Source organism: Pseudanabaena cinerea FACHB-1277, from assembly GCF_014696345.1.
Lineage (GTDB): Bacteria > Cyanobacteriota > Cyanobacteriia > Pseudanabaenales > Pseudanabaenaceae > Pseudanabaena > Pseudanabaena cinerea.
In genome coordinates, this window is the sequence record NZ_JACJPY010000017.1 from 1 (window position 1) to 15,603 (window position 15,603).

10 protein-coding genes and 1 CRISPR repeat array (1 of these 11 only partly in view) are annotated in these 15,603 nt (G+C 46.1%); of the genes, 5 read left to right on the forward strand and 5 right to left on the reverse strand.

What is annotated here, in order from left to right; all coding sequences use genetic code 11:
• Positions 1–62 precede the first annotated feature (62 nt).
• Positions 63–446: a photosystem II complex extrinsic protein PsbU gene (gene psbU, locus H6F44_RS07625; protein ID WP_190350362.1), complete on the reverse strand. Its 384-nt coding sequence runs from the start codon at positions 444–446 to the stop codon at positions 63–65.
• A 393-nt stretch (positions 447–839) separates the two neighbouring features.
• On the opposite strand from psbU, the gene H6F44_RS07630 reads away from it, so the two are divergent.
• Positions 840–2,426 carry an NAD(P)H-quinone oxidoreductase subunit 4 gene (locus tag H6F44_RS07630; protein ID WP_190350363.1) on the forward strand — a complete coding sequence of 529 codons (1,587 nt, stop codon included), beginning with the start codon at positions 840–842 and terminating at the stop codon, positions 2,424–2,426.
• A 39-nt stretch (positions 2,427–2,465) separates the two neighbouring features.
• Here the strand turns inward: H6F44_RS07630 and thiS are convergent, their stop codons facing one another.
• Together thiS and H6F44_RS07640 are read right to left on the reverse strand one after the other, a co-directional pair.
• The gene (thiS, locus tag H6F44_RS07635) at positions 2,466–2,705 is read right to left on the reverse strand and encodes a sulfur carrier protein ThiS (RefSeq protein ID WP_242016486.1); all 240 of its coding nucleotides are present in this window, start codon (positions 2,703–2,705) and stop codon (positions 2,466–2,468) included.
• 99 nt (positions 2,706–2,804) lie between these two features.
• The gene (locus H6F44_RS07640; RefSeq protein WP_190350364.1) at positions 2,805–3,170 is read right to left on the reverse strand and encodes a ferredoxin-thioredoxin reductase catalytic domain-containing protein; all 366 of its coding nucleotides are present in this window, start codon (positions 3,168–3,170) and stop codon (positions 2,805–2,807) included.
• Between the two features lie 228 nt (positions 3,171–3,398).
• On the opposite strand from H6F44_RS07640, the gene H6F44_RS07645 reads away from it, so the two are divergent.
• A complete protein-coding gene (locus H6F44_RS07645) occupies positions 3,399–4,010 on the forward strand; it encodes a hypothetical protein (RefSeq protein ID WP_190350365.1) in 612 nt (203 codons plus the stop codon).
• A gap of 68 nt (positions 4,011–4,078) precedes the next feature.
• Positions 4,079–5,077 carry a tryptophan--tRNA ligase gene (gene trpS / locus H6F44_RS07650; protein ID WP_190350393.1) on the forward strand — a complete coding sequence of 333 codons (999 nt, stop codon included), beginning with the start codon at positions 4,079–4,081 and terminating at the stop codon, positions 5,075–5,077.
• A 113-nt stretch (positions 5,078–5,190) separates the two neighbouring features.
• On the opposite strand, the gene sppA is transcribed toward trpS, so the two are convergent.
• Positions 5,191–5,994 carry a signal peptide peptidase SppA gene (sppA, locus tag H6F44_RS07655; protein WP_190350366.1) on the reverse strand — a complete coding sequence of 268 codons (804 nt, stop codon included), beginning with the start codon at positions 5,992–5,994 and terminating at the stop codon, positions 5,191–5,193.
• A 201-nt stretch (positions 5,995–6,195) separates the two neighbouring features.
• Between sppA and H6F44_RS07660 the strand changes: the two genes are divergently transcribed.
• Together H6F44_RS07660 and H6F44_RS07665 are read left to right on the forward strand one after the other, a co-directional pair.
• A complete protein-coding gene (locus H6F44_RS07660) occupies positions 6,196–7,572 on the forward strand; it encodes a glycosyltransferase (RefSeq protein WP_190350367.1) in 1,377 nt (458 codons plus the stop codon).
• Positions 7,573–7,806: 234 nt separating this feature from the next.
• Positions 7,807–8,982: an NAD(P)/FAD-dependent oxidoreductase gene (locus H6F44_RS07665; protein WP_190350368.1), complete on the forward strand. Its 1,176-nt coding sequence runs from the start codon at positions 7,807–7,809 to the stop codon at positions 8,980–8,982.
• 171 nt (positions 8,983–9,153) lie between these two features.
• Here the strand turns inward: H6F44_RS07665 and H6F44_RS07670 are convergent, their stop codons facing one another.
• A complete protein-coding gene (locus H6F44_RS07670) occupies positions 9,154–9,549 on the reverse strand; it encodes a transposase (protein ID WP_190350369.1) in 396 nt (131 codons plus the stop codon).
• 85 nt (positions 9,550–9,634) lie between these two features.
• Positions 9,635–15,603: a CRISPR direct-repeat array (repeat unit 37 nt; unit sequence GTTTCAATCCCTGAAAGGGTTTTAGAGGCTTTGAAGC); it runs 20,286 nt beyond the window's last position.

A 15,603-nucleotide genomic window follows, 5' to 3' on the forward strand; every position in this document is an offset into this window, starting at 1 on the left:
GGGTGATTTGTTGTAATACCAGCAAATGTAGCTATGTCAATGGCATAGCCCTTCATTTGTAATTACAGGCGGTAATTAGCATTGTTAATGCGTTCGCGTACCATTGACTCGTCAGGGCGCTTCAAGGTGAAGCTATCCGCATTAGCGGTGATCAGTTCCTTTTGAGCTTCGGTAAGCCCAGGGATCGCTAAAACATCATCTAGAGACTGATAGGGGGCATTGTCAATGATGATTCGCCCCAGGGTGGGGTACATACCACGCACCCTGCGGAAGGTATTGATATTAGAATTATTCAGGTCGATCTTGCTAAGGTCTTGGGTATAAAAATTAGTGGGTGGCAACTCTTCGGCAAATGCAGCGCTAGTGCCGAAAGAACCTAAAAAGCTAGTTGCCCAAATTGACGCGATCGCCACTAATAAAACAGAAAAGCGTATCAGTGCTTTCATGCCTAAAATCTCTCAATTTAAAAAATAATTTATTCACTTTCGAGATTACCAGAAAATTGCAAACCCCTAGCCCTTTGGCTCTATAAATCCCTTTTCTAAATTCATCGAATTGAAGTTATATAAATTTTTGTTGCTAATTGTTAAGGATTTGTTACATATTTTGTGAGGTATAAATACCGATCCAATGCTGATGGGAGTCGATTCAATGCTTGATGCTGTCATGATCCCAGAGTTAAAAACCCTAATATTATCTAAGATTTAGCGATCGCTGTCACCATTGGAGGCATCAATACATTTTTAAGTAACTATAAATAACCCATGCTTTGCAGGAGAGCGTAGGTACAATGACTGTCTAGAAATAGGGCGGGTAATTACAACGGTTAATTTTCAAATATGTTAAGTCTCGAAAACTTTCCTTGGCTCACGTTTATCATCGCCTTCCCCATAGTTATGGCCCTTGCGGTTGCCTTTGTCCCCGACAAGGGTGATGGCAAAACCATCCGTTGGTTTGCGCTGGTGGTGGGACTGATCGACTTTGCAGCGATCGTCTATGCCTTTTGTACAAAGTATGACTACAGCAACCCCAGTTTGCAACTAGTCGAAAGATACGAGTGGGTTCCCCAATTGGGGCTGAACTGGTCTGTGGGTGTAGATGGACTCTCGATGCCCTTGGTTTTGCTGACAGGATTTATCACCACGCTTGCTGTCTTGGCATCTTGGCCCGTCACCCTCAAGCCCCGTTTATTTTATTTCCTGCTGCTGTCGATGTATGGCGCACAGATCGCCGTCTTCGCGGTGCAGGATATGCTGCTGTTTTTCTTGACATGGGAGTTAGAGCTAATTCCTGTATATCTACTCCTATCGATTTGGGGCGGCTACAAGCGTCTCTATGCAGCCACTAAATTTATTCTTTACACAGCGATCGGCTCTTTGTTTATCCTGGTGGCAGGGCTAGCGATGGCTTTTTATGGCGATACCATCTCCTTTGATATGCAAACCCTCGCCAACAAAAACTACCCTCTCACCTTCCAATTACTCGCCTACGGTGCATTCCTGATTTCCTACGGGGTCAAGCTGCCAATCTTCCCCCTGCACACATGGCTACCCGATGCTCACGGTGAGGCAACCGCCCCTGTGCATATGCTCCTTGCAGGTATCTTGTTAAAAATGGGGGGCTATGCCCTGATGCGGATGAATGCGGGGATGCTCCCAGAGGCACACGCCTACTTTGCACCGATCCTCGTGATCTTAGGTATCGTCAATATCATCTATGCGGCGCTAACTTCCTTTGCCCAACGCAGTCTCAAACGTAAGATTGCTTATTCTTCCATCTCCCATATGGGCTTTGTGCTGATTGGGCTGGCTTCGTTTACAGACCTTGGCACAAGCGGCGCTATGCTGCAAATGATCTCCCACGGTTTGATCGGCGCAAGTCTATTCTTCCTCGTAGGTGCAACCTACGATCGCACCCATACTCTAATCCTCGATGAGATGGGCGGCGTAGGTCAAAAAATGCCCAAGATCTTTGCAATGTTTACTACCTGCTCCCTCGCATCTCTGGCATTACCAGGCATGAGTGGCTTTGTGGCGGAAGTGATGATCTTTGTCGGTTTTGCCACCAGTGATGCCTATAGCGGCACATTTAAGTTAATTGCGCTGTTATTGATGGCGGTCGGCGTAATTTTAACACCGATCTATTTGCTGTCGATGTTGCGGGAAATCTTCTATGGTGAAGAGAATAAGGAACTTACTTCCCATCAAGAGCTAATTGATGCGGAACCCCGTGAGGTCTTTATTATTGCTTGCCTTTTGATTCCCATCATCGGCATTGGGTTTTATCCTAAGGTCGTTACACAAATCTATGACAGCACCACCACCAAGTTGGCTGCCACATTGCGAGCGGCAGTGCCAGCACTAGCTGAAAAACGGCAGGACAATCGCTTAGCCAGTATGCAGCTTAAATCTGCTCCTAAGCTCTAACAAAAAAGCGGCGCATCGCGCCGCTTTTTTGTTTAGATATCAGCCACCACCAACGATAGTGACTATTTCGAGGCGATCGCCAGCTTTGATAACAGTTTCTTGCCAAAGTTGACGATGCAAAATCTCTCCGTTATGTTCCACCGCCACAAGGCGCGGATTCATATTTAAAAATTCTAATAATTCCACCATATTGCGATCGGGGTGGCATTGGCGCTCTTCACCATTTATTTGCAAGGCGATCATAGGCTGGCGATCGCTGTCATTGTTAGCTGTAAGCATCATGTTTTGCGGGGAAGATTGCGAACAAAGGTTGGGATTTCCTTCAATCCCAAAAGCAAGTATTGACACTTTGCATCAATACTCGCTTTTTTGTTAAGGTTAAGCATCATAAACGATATCTATAACTTCCAACTCCTGTTTTGTACCGACAAAAGGATTGTCTTCGGTTAAAAACAGCATACAGTGACATTCCTTGCGTTCCCGCATTGGTACACAAGGACAGTTCCAATAGGTATCTTTGACCTCTGCTTCTTTGTCTTCGTAATAACGGCAGGGACAGAGAGGAGAGCCTAACTCTTCCTTGTGCTTTGCCAAGCCCTCAATCACGGCATTAGTGACACTAGGATCGACACAGAAAAATGTTCCTGTGTTCTTGGCATATTTCTCTGAAAATTTTCGCATCGCTTCAAAGCTCTTTGAAGAAGCTTTATTTTTACCGCGATCTGATTCTGGGGTTGGGGACATGATCTTAAAATATCTTGCAAACTACTAATACTACCTATATCACGAAACCGTTACAAGCCTTGACAAGGGCTTCAGATCCGTCAGATGAGAAATAACATAGTCATTTTCTAATCTGGTCGATCGCATCATCAACCGCGAAAAAGCTATATTATTACTACTTGTGTTGGTGATATGGGAAATAATGTGATATCGAGGGCTAATTTCTTTGTTGGATTAACAGTTGCATTAGTGGCTATTGCGACTGGGGCGATCGCGGCTGAAACGATGATCGCTAATAATGCTAGTGCCAACAAGTTAGGAACCTCTAGAAGTCTGCCTTCTTTGCAAACAAGGGCGCGTCCACCATTACAACCTGAAACCCTGCACTTGGGAATGTTGGAAACGCAGTTTTTTGCCTATGCTCAAGACAATAACTGGGCGGCGATCACCACGGTGCGCCGCGAGCATTATGCCATGCACAGATTACAACCAGGGGGCGAAGGGCTGTATGCCCTGCCTGATCGCCAATTGATCTATGTCAGGGGATTTGTGGCGGATATTTATTTTGAACGCGATCGCCTTGTGGGGATTCGATTATTTCCCGATAATCGCGATCGCCCGATTACCGCAAAGAATGTTTTGGTTTTGGTCAGGGCTTGGTTTCCCGATGATGTTGTCAGCGTGATCTATCAGGTTGCGCCCACTGACCCGCGCCAAATCGTCATCGAGACTTTAATTGGCAATATTCCCCCCGTATTTAAGCAAGACCTTGGCAAGGTGGCACTGCCCTTTTGTCGGGCGATCGTTTTCCCTGCCCCTGTTTCGATAAATACCCTTTCGACCTGTAATATAGATTCTTAAGTAAGCCCATGAATGCGCTCCATTGGGACGTATCCATGGGCTACATTCATCGCATCTCCATCATTTCCATGCAAAAAAGAGTTTTATCGGGCGTACAACCAACTGGCAATCTGCATATCGGCAACTATTTGGGAGCGATTCGTAACTGGGTAGAGACGCAAGCGGATTATGAAAGTTTCTTTTGTGTTGTCGACCTCCATGCCATTACTGTCCCCCATGACCCTAAAACCTTAGCGGTGAATACCCGTGATATCGCGGCACTGTATATCGCCTGTGGCATTGACCCGCAAATATCGACCATTTTTGTGCAGTCCCATGTGTCAGCCCATGCTGAGCTAACATGGCTACTTAATTGCATTACGCCGCTAAACTGGCTAGAAAGAATGATCCAGTTTAAGGAGAAGGCAATCAAACAGGGGGAAAATGTGGGCGTGGGTTTGCTGGACTATCCTGTGCTGATGGCGGCGGATATTTTGCTATATCAAGCGGATCTTGTGCCTGTGGGTGAGGATCAAAAGCAACATTTGGAATTAACAAGGGATATTGCGGGCAGATTTAATGATCAATTTGCGGCGGTGTTGAAAGTACCTGAGCCATTGATTCGCAAGGAGGGGGCGCGGGTGATGAGCCTCACCGATGGCACGAAAAAAATGTCTAAGTCCGATCCCACGGAAATGAGTCGCATTCATCTGTTGGATAGTGCCGATGAAATTACTAAAAAAATTAAAAAATGTAAAACTGACGCGATCCGAGAGTTAGCCTTTGATCAAAGCGATCGCCCCGAAGCTCATAATTTATTGGGGCTATACGCAATTTTTGCTAATAAAACTAAGGCAGAGGTGGAGGCTGAGACGGCGACATGGCGGGGTTGGGGCGACTTTAAAACGGTGCTGACTGAGGCGGCGATCGCGCATTTAGAGCCGATTCAAACTAAATATCGCGAAGTGGTGCAGGAATCTGGCTATCTGGATCAAGTTTTGCGGGACGGTCGAGAAAAGGCATCTGAGACAGCTTTTAAAACTCTCGATGCGGTCAAAGAGGCAATGGGCTATTTGACCAAAATTTAAGAAGTTGCTTTAAAAGTTGTCTAGATCCCCCCAGCCCCCCTTATTGAAGGGGGGAGAATTTTCTTCATCCCCCTTCACAAGGGGGATTGAGGGGGATCATTAGCGCTTTTATTTTAGCCTTGCCACATCCACAGAGGCATTCCGCTAGTTTCCATCTCAAATTGAAAACGGGCGATCGCATTGTCGCTGCCCCCTGGTAAAAATTTAGCGGCAAAGGACTTGGGTGGCTTGATGGTAAATACTTTCGTATTTTTAGGATCGAGTCCTGCTAGTTCTGCTGCCCATTTTCGTGCATCTTCTTCCGTACCAAGGCGATCGACTAGCCCCAAGGCCAATGCCTGCTCGCCTGTAAATACGCGCCCATCGGCAAAGGAGCGCACCGTGGCGGGACTAAGCTTGCGCCCTTCTGCGACTGTATTCACAAATTGATCATAGCTAGTATCGATCAGGGATTGCAAAATCACGCGCTCTTCAGGGGTAATTTCGCGATCGAAGGCAAGAATATCTTTATAAGCCCCCGACTTAATCACCTTAAAGGAAACCCCAATTTTATCCAGCAGTTTCTCAATATTGTTGCCTCGCAAAATTACGCCGATGCTGCCTGTAATTGTGCCTGGGTTAGAGACGATGTAATCTGCGCCCACACCGATATACACGCCACCACTGGCGGAAATATTGCCAAAACTAGCAACCACTTTTACCTTTTCGCGCAGGCGTTTGAGGGCATCGTAGATTTCTTGGGAATCGCCCACGGTTCCACCAGGGCTATCGATTCGCAATAACAAGGCAGGAAATTTCTGTTCTTCTACGAATTCTAATGCCTCCAAAACTCTGGTTCTGGTGCTAGAGCCGATCGCGCCCGTGATTTCAATGCGGGCAATTTTTTTACGAAATTTACGTTTAAGAAAGCCTAGCATTAGGTTATTAATTATTTATGTTGAGTTTGTTAACGAATCTTTACTATAGCGCTTTGAGCTTAACCCCAAAGCCAAAAAAAATTACAAGTGGGGCTTTGGGACAATTGCAATTTTTTTTGCCTCTGATCCCGATCGCGATCGGCGAATAAAAAGCGGTATCCTGAATAAAGCTAAACATTTCGCAATATATCTAAATCCTCAATGCACGAGATGGACTTACGAAACAGCCTTCAGACAGGGGGCGATCGCCGCAGACTCAAGACCATAATGGCACTTGCCATAGTCTATGGCTTTACCTTTGGGATGCATCTAGTCCCTTGGGGGCAATGGCTGCTACTGGGGCTTTTTAGCATTCAAGCCCTACGCCTCATCTTTGCGCCACCTCTACCCCCCCTTGGCATTTCGCAATCATTACCTGCCTCGTCTGCCAAGCCTCTAGAATCAGAGACCTTGCCATTTTTTTCGCTCATAGCATCCGCTAAAAACGAAGAAGCGGTTATTGCTAATCTCGTCCAAAATCTCTGTCAACTAGACTATCCTAGCGATCGCTTTGAGGTCTGGATCGTTGATGACAATAGCAGCGATCGCACTGCCGATGTGTTGGAATTACTCAAGACAAAATTTCCGCAGTTAAAAACCCTGCGGCGGGGTGCTGGTGCTCAGGGGGGCAAATCGGGGGCGCTAAACCAAGTGCTGCCCAGGACTCAGGGTGACATTATTGGCGTGTTTGATGCCGATGCCCAAGTAACCCATGATGTGCTGCGATCGCTAGTACCTGTATTTCAGCAGCCTAAAATTGGGGCGGTACAACTACGCAAGGCGATCGCCAATGCCAATGAAAATGCTTGGACAGCAGGGCAGTCGGCGGAGATGGCACTAGATTTATGCTTGCAGGATTTACGGATCAGGGTGGGCGGCACGGGCGAACTGCGGGGCAACGGGCAGTTTGTGAAGCGTCAAGCCCTCGATAGTTGCGGCGGCTGGAATGAACAAACCATTACCGATGATCTAGACTTAACAATTCGCTTGCATCTCCATCAATGGGATATCGCCTGTTTGTACAACCCTGCGGTACAGGAAGAGGGAGTCGTCACTCTCAAGCAACTATGGCATCAGCGCAATCGCTGGGCTGAGGGTGGCTTTCAGCGCTACCTTGATTACACAATCCCTCTGCTGAGCAATCGCATGGGCTTCTTAAAGAGCTTTGATGCCTTTCTATTTGTGATTAATCAATATCTGCTTACCATTGCCTTTATTCCTGATACCCTAGCCGCGATCGCCTTCCATCACGCGCCCCTATTGCCACCGATCGCCATTTTCTCCCTCTCCCTCACTTCCGTGACGATGGCATTTGGCTTGCGGCGTTCCTATCAAATGCCTTGGCGATCGGCGATTTGGCGAACCATACCTGGCATGATCTATATGCTGCATTGGATTCCTGTGATTGCTTGCGTCACCTTGCGGATGTGCGTAGTGCCGAAACGCCTCAAGTGGGTTAAGACCCAACATCAAGGCGCAGGTAAGACCAGTATTTTAGAAGATTTAGAAGATATTGAATTGCAGGAAATTGGCGGGTGAAGAGAATTGCGAAGTGATTCCCTTTCATCAGACTTATAACTTCATGTTACGCAGAACGCAGATGATGAATCTCTGGCTGCTAGCCAAGCAGGGCAACCACGGGGGGATTACCTCTGCCTGAATAATTCATGTTTTGTAGGGGCTGTGGATGGTGCGTGCCAGTCCGAAACCTTAGCTATCTCAGGTATTCCATCTGCGTAAGGCGAGTAATTAAACTAAAAAAGATAAAAAACTATGTATGACTGGATTGTAATTGGTGGTGGTATTACAGGAATATCCCTAAGCTATGAATTACAAAAAGCGGGACTATCCACATTATTAATCGAACAGCATTCTCAATTGCAGGGGGCTAGCAGTTTGGGTTATGGCGGCATTCCCTATTGGTCTGGCACAACCGCACTGACGCGGCAGCTTGGCGAAGAAGGAATTGCAAGACAGCGAGAATTGTCTGATGAGTTGGGTATGGATACAGAGTTTCGCGATATTGACCTGTTGCTGACCCTTGAACCCGATGCCGATCCAGATTTGGTCATGGCGAACTATGCAAATTGCGCGGTCGCCCCTCAATTGCTCAATCCCCAAGAAGCGGTCGAATGTGAACCATTGTTAAATATTGATGGCATTGGCGGCGCACTAAAGTTTAAGCATAGTCATATCAATCTAAATTGCTTTGTGGCAGCCCATAGTCAAAATTTCCAAAGATTGGGGGGCAAGATTGCCTATGCTAAAGTGCAGCAATTTTTAAAGGACGGCGATCGCATTAAAGGGGTTGAGACATCGGTGGGAACATACAAGAGCGATCACGTAGTTGTTTGTGCTGGGGGAATGTCCCGCGCCCTGCTCAAAGATTCAGGAATTAAAGTCAAAGTCTACTTTACCCATGCCGAAGCCATTGATACGGAACCCGTGGATCTGCAATTGCGAGCGATGGTCATGCCTGCCAATAGCACCCGTAACCAATTAGAGGAAGCCACCAATGATGTTGATAGTGATGAAGTTTGGGAGCAGGCAGGGATCGAACTGGTTAAGCCTGCTGTGGATGCAGGAGCGATTCAATATTGCGATCGACGCATTCGTTTTGGACAACTTAGCCGCGTTTTAACCGATTTTGATGCAGTCATTGATCCGCACCAGAGTGAGGCGGCAATTCGCAGCGCGGTGGCAAAAGTATTGCCACAAATTGCGGATCTAAAAGGTAAATGGCGCAACTGTTTAGTTGCCTTTAGCCGTGATAGGTTGCCCCTAGTTGGTGGGATGCAGGATTATCCAAATCTACACCTGTTTACAGGTTTTACTAGCCCCACAGTGTTTGTGCCTGCTCTATCTAAACGTTTTGCTGCCAATGCAACTGGCGATCGCGACCCGATTTTGCCTTTACTATCTCCCAACCGTTTCAAATTCCCTGACTAGTAGTCTGCCAAAAGAAATTTGCGGGATTATTGAATTGCAACTTCGGTAGTAGGTTGAAGTATAGGAAGTCAGTCTTCTCGAAGTAGTTCCCAATCGGATGGCAAAATCCCTTTTGACCAATGGTTTAACGCCCTGAGAGATATTCGCACACAAGCAAGAATGGCTGCTAATTCAATTAGGCTCTAAAAGATGACTAACGATCAATGGATGCACAAAGTTGCATACCCCAACCCAGATGCCCTCCATAGTATTGCCATGGATTTCGCAACAACCATCTTGATCGTCATTATGGGCATACTCACTCTGGGAGTAGCAAACTGTTTGGCGCTCACACCCAGAATCAGGGATGCGATTGTAAGCATCCGATTCATCGGTATAGACTGTGGTATTTGGCAAGGTCGTTGACTCTACCTGTGGTTGAATCGTGGATTGTTGTGTATTGTCACAGACTTTCGGGCGAATCTGACCACTGTTACGCCCAACCGTGCCGACAATCGGTGGACGATCATTTGCCATTGTGTGTCTGTCTTGACGTTGATTGCTGCGCTGTCTTGGTGGGTCTGTCATCGGGTCATGTTTTGTCCCCTTTTCGCCTGCGTGAGGCTTTGAAGCTAGAGATACAAAAAATAACCCGATAAGAAAGGAATCTTGGATTTCAATCCCTGAAAGGGTTTTAGAGGCTTTGAAGCCAATGTCGGAGAATCGGGTAAAGCATCCCAGTCTTCGTTTCAATCCCTGAAAGGGTTTTAGAGGCTTTGAAGCCTATCCGTCTAATATCCGTCTAATATCCGTCTATCAGGTTTCAATCCCTGAAAGGGTTTTAGAGGCTTTGAAGCATTACCCAAATTTCTTAAAGCGTGCATGGTCTATTGTCGATGTTTCAATCCCTGAAAGGGTTTTAGAGGCTTTGAAGCCTTGCGTATCCGATACGTTCAATTATCGGCGGGGGGGATTGAAGTTTCAATCCCTGAAAGGGTTTTAGAGGCTTTGAAGCTCCTCTTTTTGCACCAATTAAGTACAGAGATATACTGTTTCAATCCCTGAAAGGGTTTTAGAGGCTTTGAAGCTTGCCTTACCGATGGCTTATCGTGGGCGCACACGCAGTTTCAATCCCTGAAAGGGTTTTAGAGGCTTTGAAGCCTGACATTCTAGATACCATATGGGGGCTGTACGCTCCGTTTCAATCCCTGAAAGGGTTTTAGAGGCTTTGAAGCTCCCAATTCCAGAAGGGAGATAATTAATATTCATTAAAAGTTTCAATCCCTGAAAGGGTTTTAGAGGCTTTGAAGCGCGACATTGACGCGACAGGAGAACATGAAAAGCGCGTTTCAATCCCTGAAAGGGTTTTAGAGGCTTTGAAGCCTCTGTAGCTACATTTTGGCTGTCACACACCTTTTGTAGTTTCAATCCCTGAAAGGGTTTTAGAGGCTTTGAAGCTTTTTACTGCAATCAAGATCAAGCGGCGGCGCGATTGGGGGTTTCAATCCCTGAAAGGGTTTTAGAGGCTTTGAAGCAGTAGCCCCTACGATAGTTGCAAAAAAATGGGATGGAGCGTGTTTCAATCCCTGAAAGGGTTTTAGAGGCTTTGAAGCCAAAATAGAGCGTGATGCATCGTTGGAGAAACTTGGTTTCAATCCCTGAAAGGGTTTTAGAGGCTTTGAAGCCTTGAGGCAAGCATTAAAAGCACCACCCAAGGGTCGACCGTTTCAATCCCTGAAAGGGTTTTAGAGGCTTTGAGGCTGCAAGCAGTAGGGTTTGATAGCGTTGGCGCTCCCGTTTCAATCCCTGAAAGGGTTTTAGAGGCTTTGAAGCCATCCAAGCTAGAGAGCCAATAGCAGCTATTGGGTTTCAATCCCTGAAAGGGTTTTAGAGGCTTTGAAGCGGGAAGTGTACATCTATCACCATGCTTTGATGTAGTTTCAATCCCTGAAAGGGTTTTAGAGGCTTTGAAGCTTTATCACGCCGCAATGGTGATTTAGGAGAGAGTCGTTTCAATCCCTGAAAGGGTTTTAGAGGCTTTGAAGCAAGGATTCCTGTAGGGTGTCCCCTATCAATGCTGATGTTTCAATCCCTGAAAGGGTTTTAGAGGCTTTGAAGCCACAAGAGCCAGTGGCAAGGATTACAGAATTCCAAGTTTCAATCCCTGAAAGGGTTTTAGAGGCTTTGAAGCTTAATGTAGCGCCGCCCACTGCCTTTCGCGGTGCGGTTTCAATCCCTGAAAGGGTTTTAGAGGCTTTGAAGCATCGGCGGCGATCATGCAATCTCAGGATTGAGTCAGTTTCAATCCCTGAAAGGGTTTTAGAGGCTTTGAAGCGTCTCACTGGCTACGGTCAAAGCGGCGCTATTCGTGTTTCAATCCCTGAAAGGGTTTTAGAGGCTTTGAAGCTTCTCTGCTTTAGCAGTCGATTGTATTCTGCCAAGTGTTTCAATCCCTGAAAGGGTTTTAGAGGCTTTGAAGCTTTATCCGTAAATATTTAATATTTAAAAACCTATTGTTTCAATCCCTGAAAGGGTTTTAGAGGCTTTGAAGCCAGACAGGTAGCTTACGATAATGGATACATCTCGTGTTTCAATCCCTGAAAGGGTTTTAGAGGCTTTGAAGCGGCGCGATCTTAGTTTTTTGCAGCAGGTAGCCGCGCGTTTCAATCCCTGAAAGGGTTTTAGAGGCTTTGAAGCGCACAAATTAGTTCTTGTTCAGTCATTTAGTGATCCGTTTCAATCCCTGAAAGGGTTTTAGAGGCTTTGAAGCGATTTTTAGGGAGCCGTCAGCGCGTGGTACATCGTGGTTTCAATCCCTGAAAGGGTTTTAGAGGCTTTGAAGCTCCATGATGACGCAACCTTACCCGCTTCGGCACTGGCGTTTCAATCCCTGAAAGGGTTTTAGAGGCTTTGAAGCGCAATTTCGGCAATTAGCACAAGTAATGCAGCCCTGTTTCAATCCCTGAAAGGGTTTTAGAGGCTTTGAAGCAACTATTGATTAAGCGCTTAAATAGTAAATGTAAGGGTTTCAATCCCTGAAAGGGTTTTAGAGGCTTTGAAGCATTGTAAGGGAATTCTCTCTCACGATACTCTTAATGGAAGTTTCAATCCCTGAAAGGGTTTTAGAGGCTTTGAAGCTAATGGTGTATTCGTACGCGGTTTTGATAGCCTTGGTTTCAATCCCTGAAAGGGTTTTAGAGGCTTTGAAGCGTTAGTGATTCTATATGCTAGATAGCCTGTTTGCAGTTTCAATCCCTGAAAGGGTTTTAGAGGCTTTGAAGCTTTCGCCGCTTGTCGATTTGCAATTTGTGCAGTTTGTTTCTAGTTTCAATCCCTGAAAGGGTTTTAGAGGCTTTGAAGCATAAATGTTTGTAGTTAAATTTGACGATCGCACTGAAAGTTTCAATCCCTGAAAGGGTTTTAGAGGCTTTGAAGCATCAACGAGTCTAGTGGTGGAGGAGCCTCCATGAGGTTTCAATCCCTGAAAGGGTTTTAGAGGCTTTGAAGCTTGGATCGTACTATCGTGTTGCCCGCCAATCAACACGTTTCAATCCCTGAAAGGGTTTTAGAGGCTTTGAAGCATCAATGGGCAGTGGTGGGTATTAGAGATCGTGGAGTTTCAATCCCTGAAAGGGTTTTAGAGGCTTTGAAGCTGGTGCTGAGCTTGGTTAAGATCAATCAATTTTTCAGTTTCAATCCCTGAAAGGGTTTTAGAGGCTTTGAAGCCCATCGTATCGCCCGAATATTCAACAAAGCCAATCTTCCGAGTTTCAATCCCTGAAAGGGTTTTAGAGGCTTTGAAGCATACGCCGACCTCCGCGCCCAGCTAGAGGCATTGATGTTTCAATCCCTGAAAGGGTTTTAGAGGCTTTGAAGCTTCGCCGAGAGGTGGGAAGGGTGTAAAAATCCATTTCGTTTCAATCCCTGAAAGGGTTTTAGAGGCTTTGAAGCAAGGATGCGATCGCGGAGAAGGGGATCGCTATCCCTGTTTCAATCCCTGAAAGGGTTTTAGAGGCTTTGAAGCGGTAAGCGCATTATCTCCCTGTACCCTGATGAGGCGTTTCAATCCCTGAAAGGGTTTTAGAGGCTTTGAAGCCGATAACAGAGGCAAATGCGCCCAATTGATTGCTTGTTTCAATCCCTGAAAGGGTTTTAGAGGCTTTGAAGCAGAATCATTGGCGATGGATACCATTTGGCAGTGCTGTTTCAATCCCTGAAAGGGTTTTAGAGGCTTTGAAGCGAATACCTTGTATATCAACGTGGCGGCTTAAAAAGTGTTTCAATCCCTGAAAGGGTTTTAGAGGCTTTGAAGCCAGCACAACTGCCAACGGGTGCTAGACAAGTCACACTAGTTGGTTTCAATCCCTGAAAGGGTTTTAGAGGCTTTGAAGCGATAATCGCGTCAAAGGTGGTCGGTATTACCGTAGTTTCAATCCCTGAAAGGGTTTTAGAGGCTTTGAAGCAGCTCCCCCAGAGAAGTAGTAATGCGAGAATTGCTTGTTTCAATCCCTGAAAGGGTTTTAGAGGCTTTGAAGCAATGAACTCCGCCCCGCAAGCGCAAATCGTAGTGCGTTTCAATCCCTGAAAGGGTTTTAGAGGCTTTGAAGCGCGAAAAGATGGATTCGGCGGCGATCGCTGATGTCCTCCGTTTCAATCCCTGAAAGGGTTTTAGAGGCTTTGAAGCGCGTTGGTGTAGTTCGGATCAATACCAAGTCTGCTCGTTTCAATCCCTGAAAGGGTTTTAGAGGCTTTGAAGCTCTTGTATTGGCGAGAAGGGAGTCATTATTCAATTCGTTTCAATCCCTGAAAGGGTTTTAGAGGCTTTGAAGCAGAAGTCGAGTTTCTGCAATCCGAAATCAGATATGGTTTCAATCCCTGAAAGGGTTTTAGAGGCTTTGAAGCTTGACAAAAATCTAGCTGAGTCCATTGAGGAGTTTGTTTCAATCCCTGAAAGGGTTTTAGAGGCTTTGAAGCTCCTGATGTCTAAGACGATCGCCACATTATTCACTGGCTATGTTTCAATCCCTGAAAGGGTTTTAGAGGCTTTGAAGCAGCAGCATCGGCAAAGATCAAGCCAGAATCAAAAAGTTTCAATCCCTGAAAGGGTTTTAGAGGCTTTGAAGCCCAAGAAAGTGGGTTGCCAGCAACATAAAACTGAGTTTCAATCCCTGAAAGGGTTTTAGAGGCTTTGAAGCGGTTGCGGCAACCGCAACATCAGGGGCGATCGCAATGTTTCAATCCCTGAAAGGGTTTTAGAGGCTTTGAAGCGGGCGATCGCTTGTGCCAAAACTTGATGATCGACTTGTTTCAATCCCTGAAAGGGTTTTAGAGGCTTTGAAGCCTGCAAACTCATGGATTGAGCATTGCTAGTTTGGGCGGTTTCAATCCCTGAAAGGGTTTTAGAGGCTTTGAAGCATCATGGGAGGCAAACCCAAACGCCAGCGACCCGCAAAGTTTCAATCCCTGAAAGGGTTTTAGAGGCTTTGAAGCTGAAGTGACCCCCCAACCCGAAGTCACCCCTAAGATTGGTTTCAATCCCTGAAAGGGTTTTAGAGGCTTTGAAGCTTGTACAAAACCCCGATCAAAATCTATTTGACGATGTTTCAATCCCTGAAAGGGTTTTAGAGGCTTTGAAGCATCGAAGCAATCAATGAAAAGGTTAGCAAGTCACCATCGCTGTTTCAATCCCTGAAAGGGTTTTAGAGGCTTTGAAGCAAGGCAATATCACAAGGAAATGGCTTATGTAATGGCTAAAGTTTCAATCCCTGAAAGGGTTTTAGAGGCTTTGAAGCGCTTAGCTGTGACTTCGGGTTAGCGGGACACACTAGTTTCAATCCCTGAAAGGGTTTTAGAGGCTTTGAAGCTTAACCCAATCGGGATCTTCTTCTGGTGGCTCCTGTTTCAATCCCTGAAAGGGTTTTAGAGGCTTTGAAGCCAGTATGGGTGCTGGTGCGCCCTTGCGATCGCTCTGTTTCAATCCCTGAAAGGGTTTTAGAGGCTTTGAAGCCCTGAAAATAATAAACCAACTGGGGTTCCAAAGGCTAGTTTCAATCCCTGAAAGGGTTTTAGAGGCTTTGAAGCTGAGCAGCTAACCCTGAAAGTAGCGGCGATCGCAGGGTGGTTTCAATCCCTGAAAGGGTTTTAGAGGCTTTGAAGCTTGAATGCCCTAGAAGGCTTACCCGCAACTATTGGTTTCAATCCCTGAAAGGGTTTTAGAGGCTTTGAAGCTGTTCAGACCGATATAGACCCCAATCATATTGCGCTGTTTCAATCCCTGAAAGGGTTTTAGAGGCTTTGAAGCGCGCATTTGCTGAGAGAGAAATCGATCTCAATAAGTTTCAATCCCTGAAAGGGTTTTAGAGGCTTTGAAGCGTTTTCAGCCAATGATGGGAGTGTCGTGATCAATTGGTTTCAATCCCTGAAAGGGTTTTAGAGGCTTTGAAGCAGGGTGTAAAAATCCATTTCGACAGTGCCGATATGTTTCAATCCCTGAAAGGGTTTTAGAGGCTTTGAAGCATCGCGATCGCGCAGTTAACCGACTGCATCAAAATGTTTCAATCCCTGAAAGGGTTTTAGAGGCTTTGAAGCCTGAATTTCACCAGTATGGACGAAAGGGAGGTGTTGTTTCAATCCCTGAAAGGG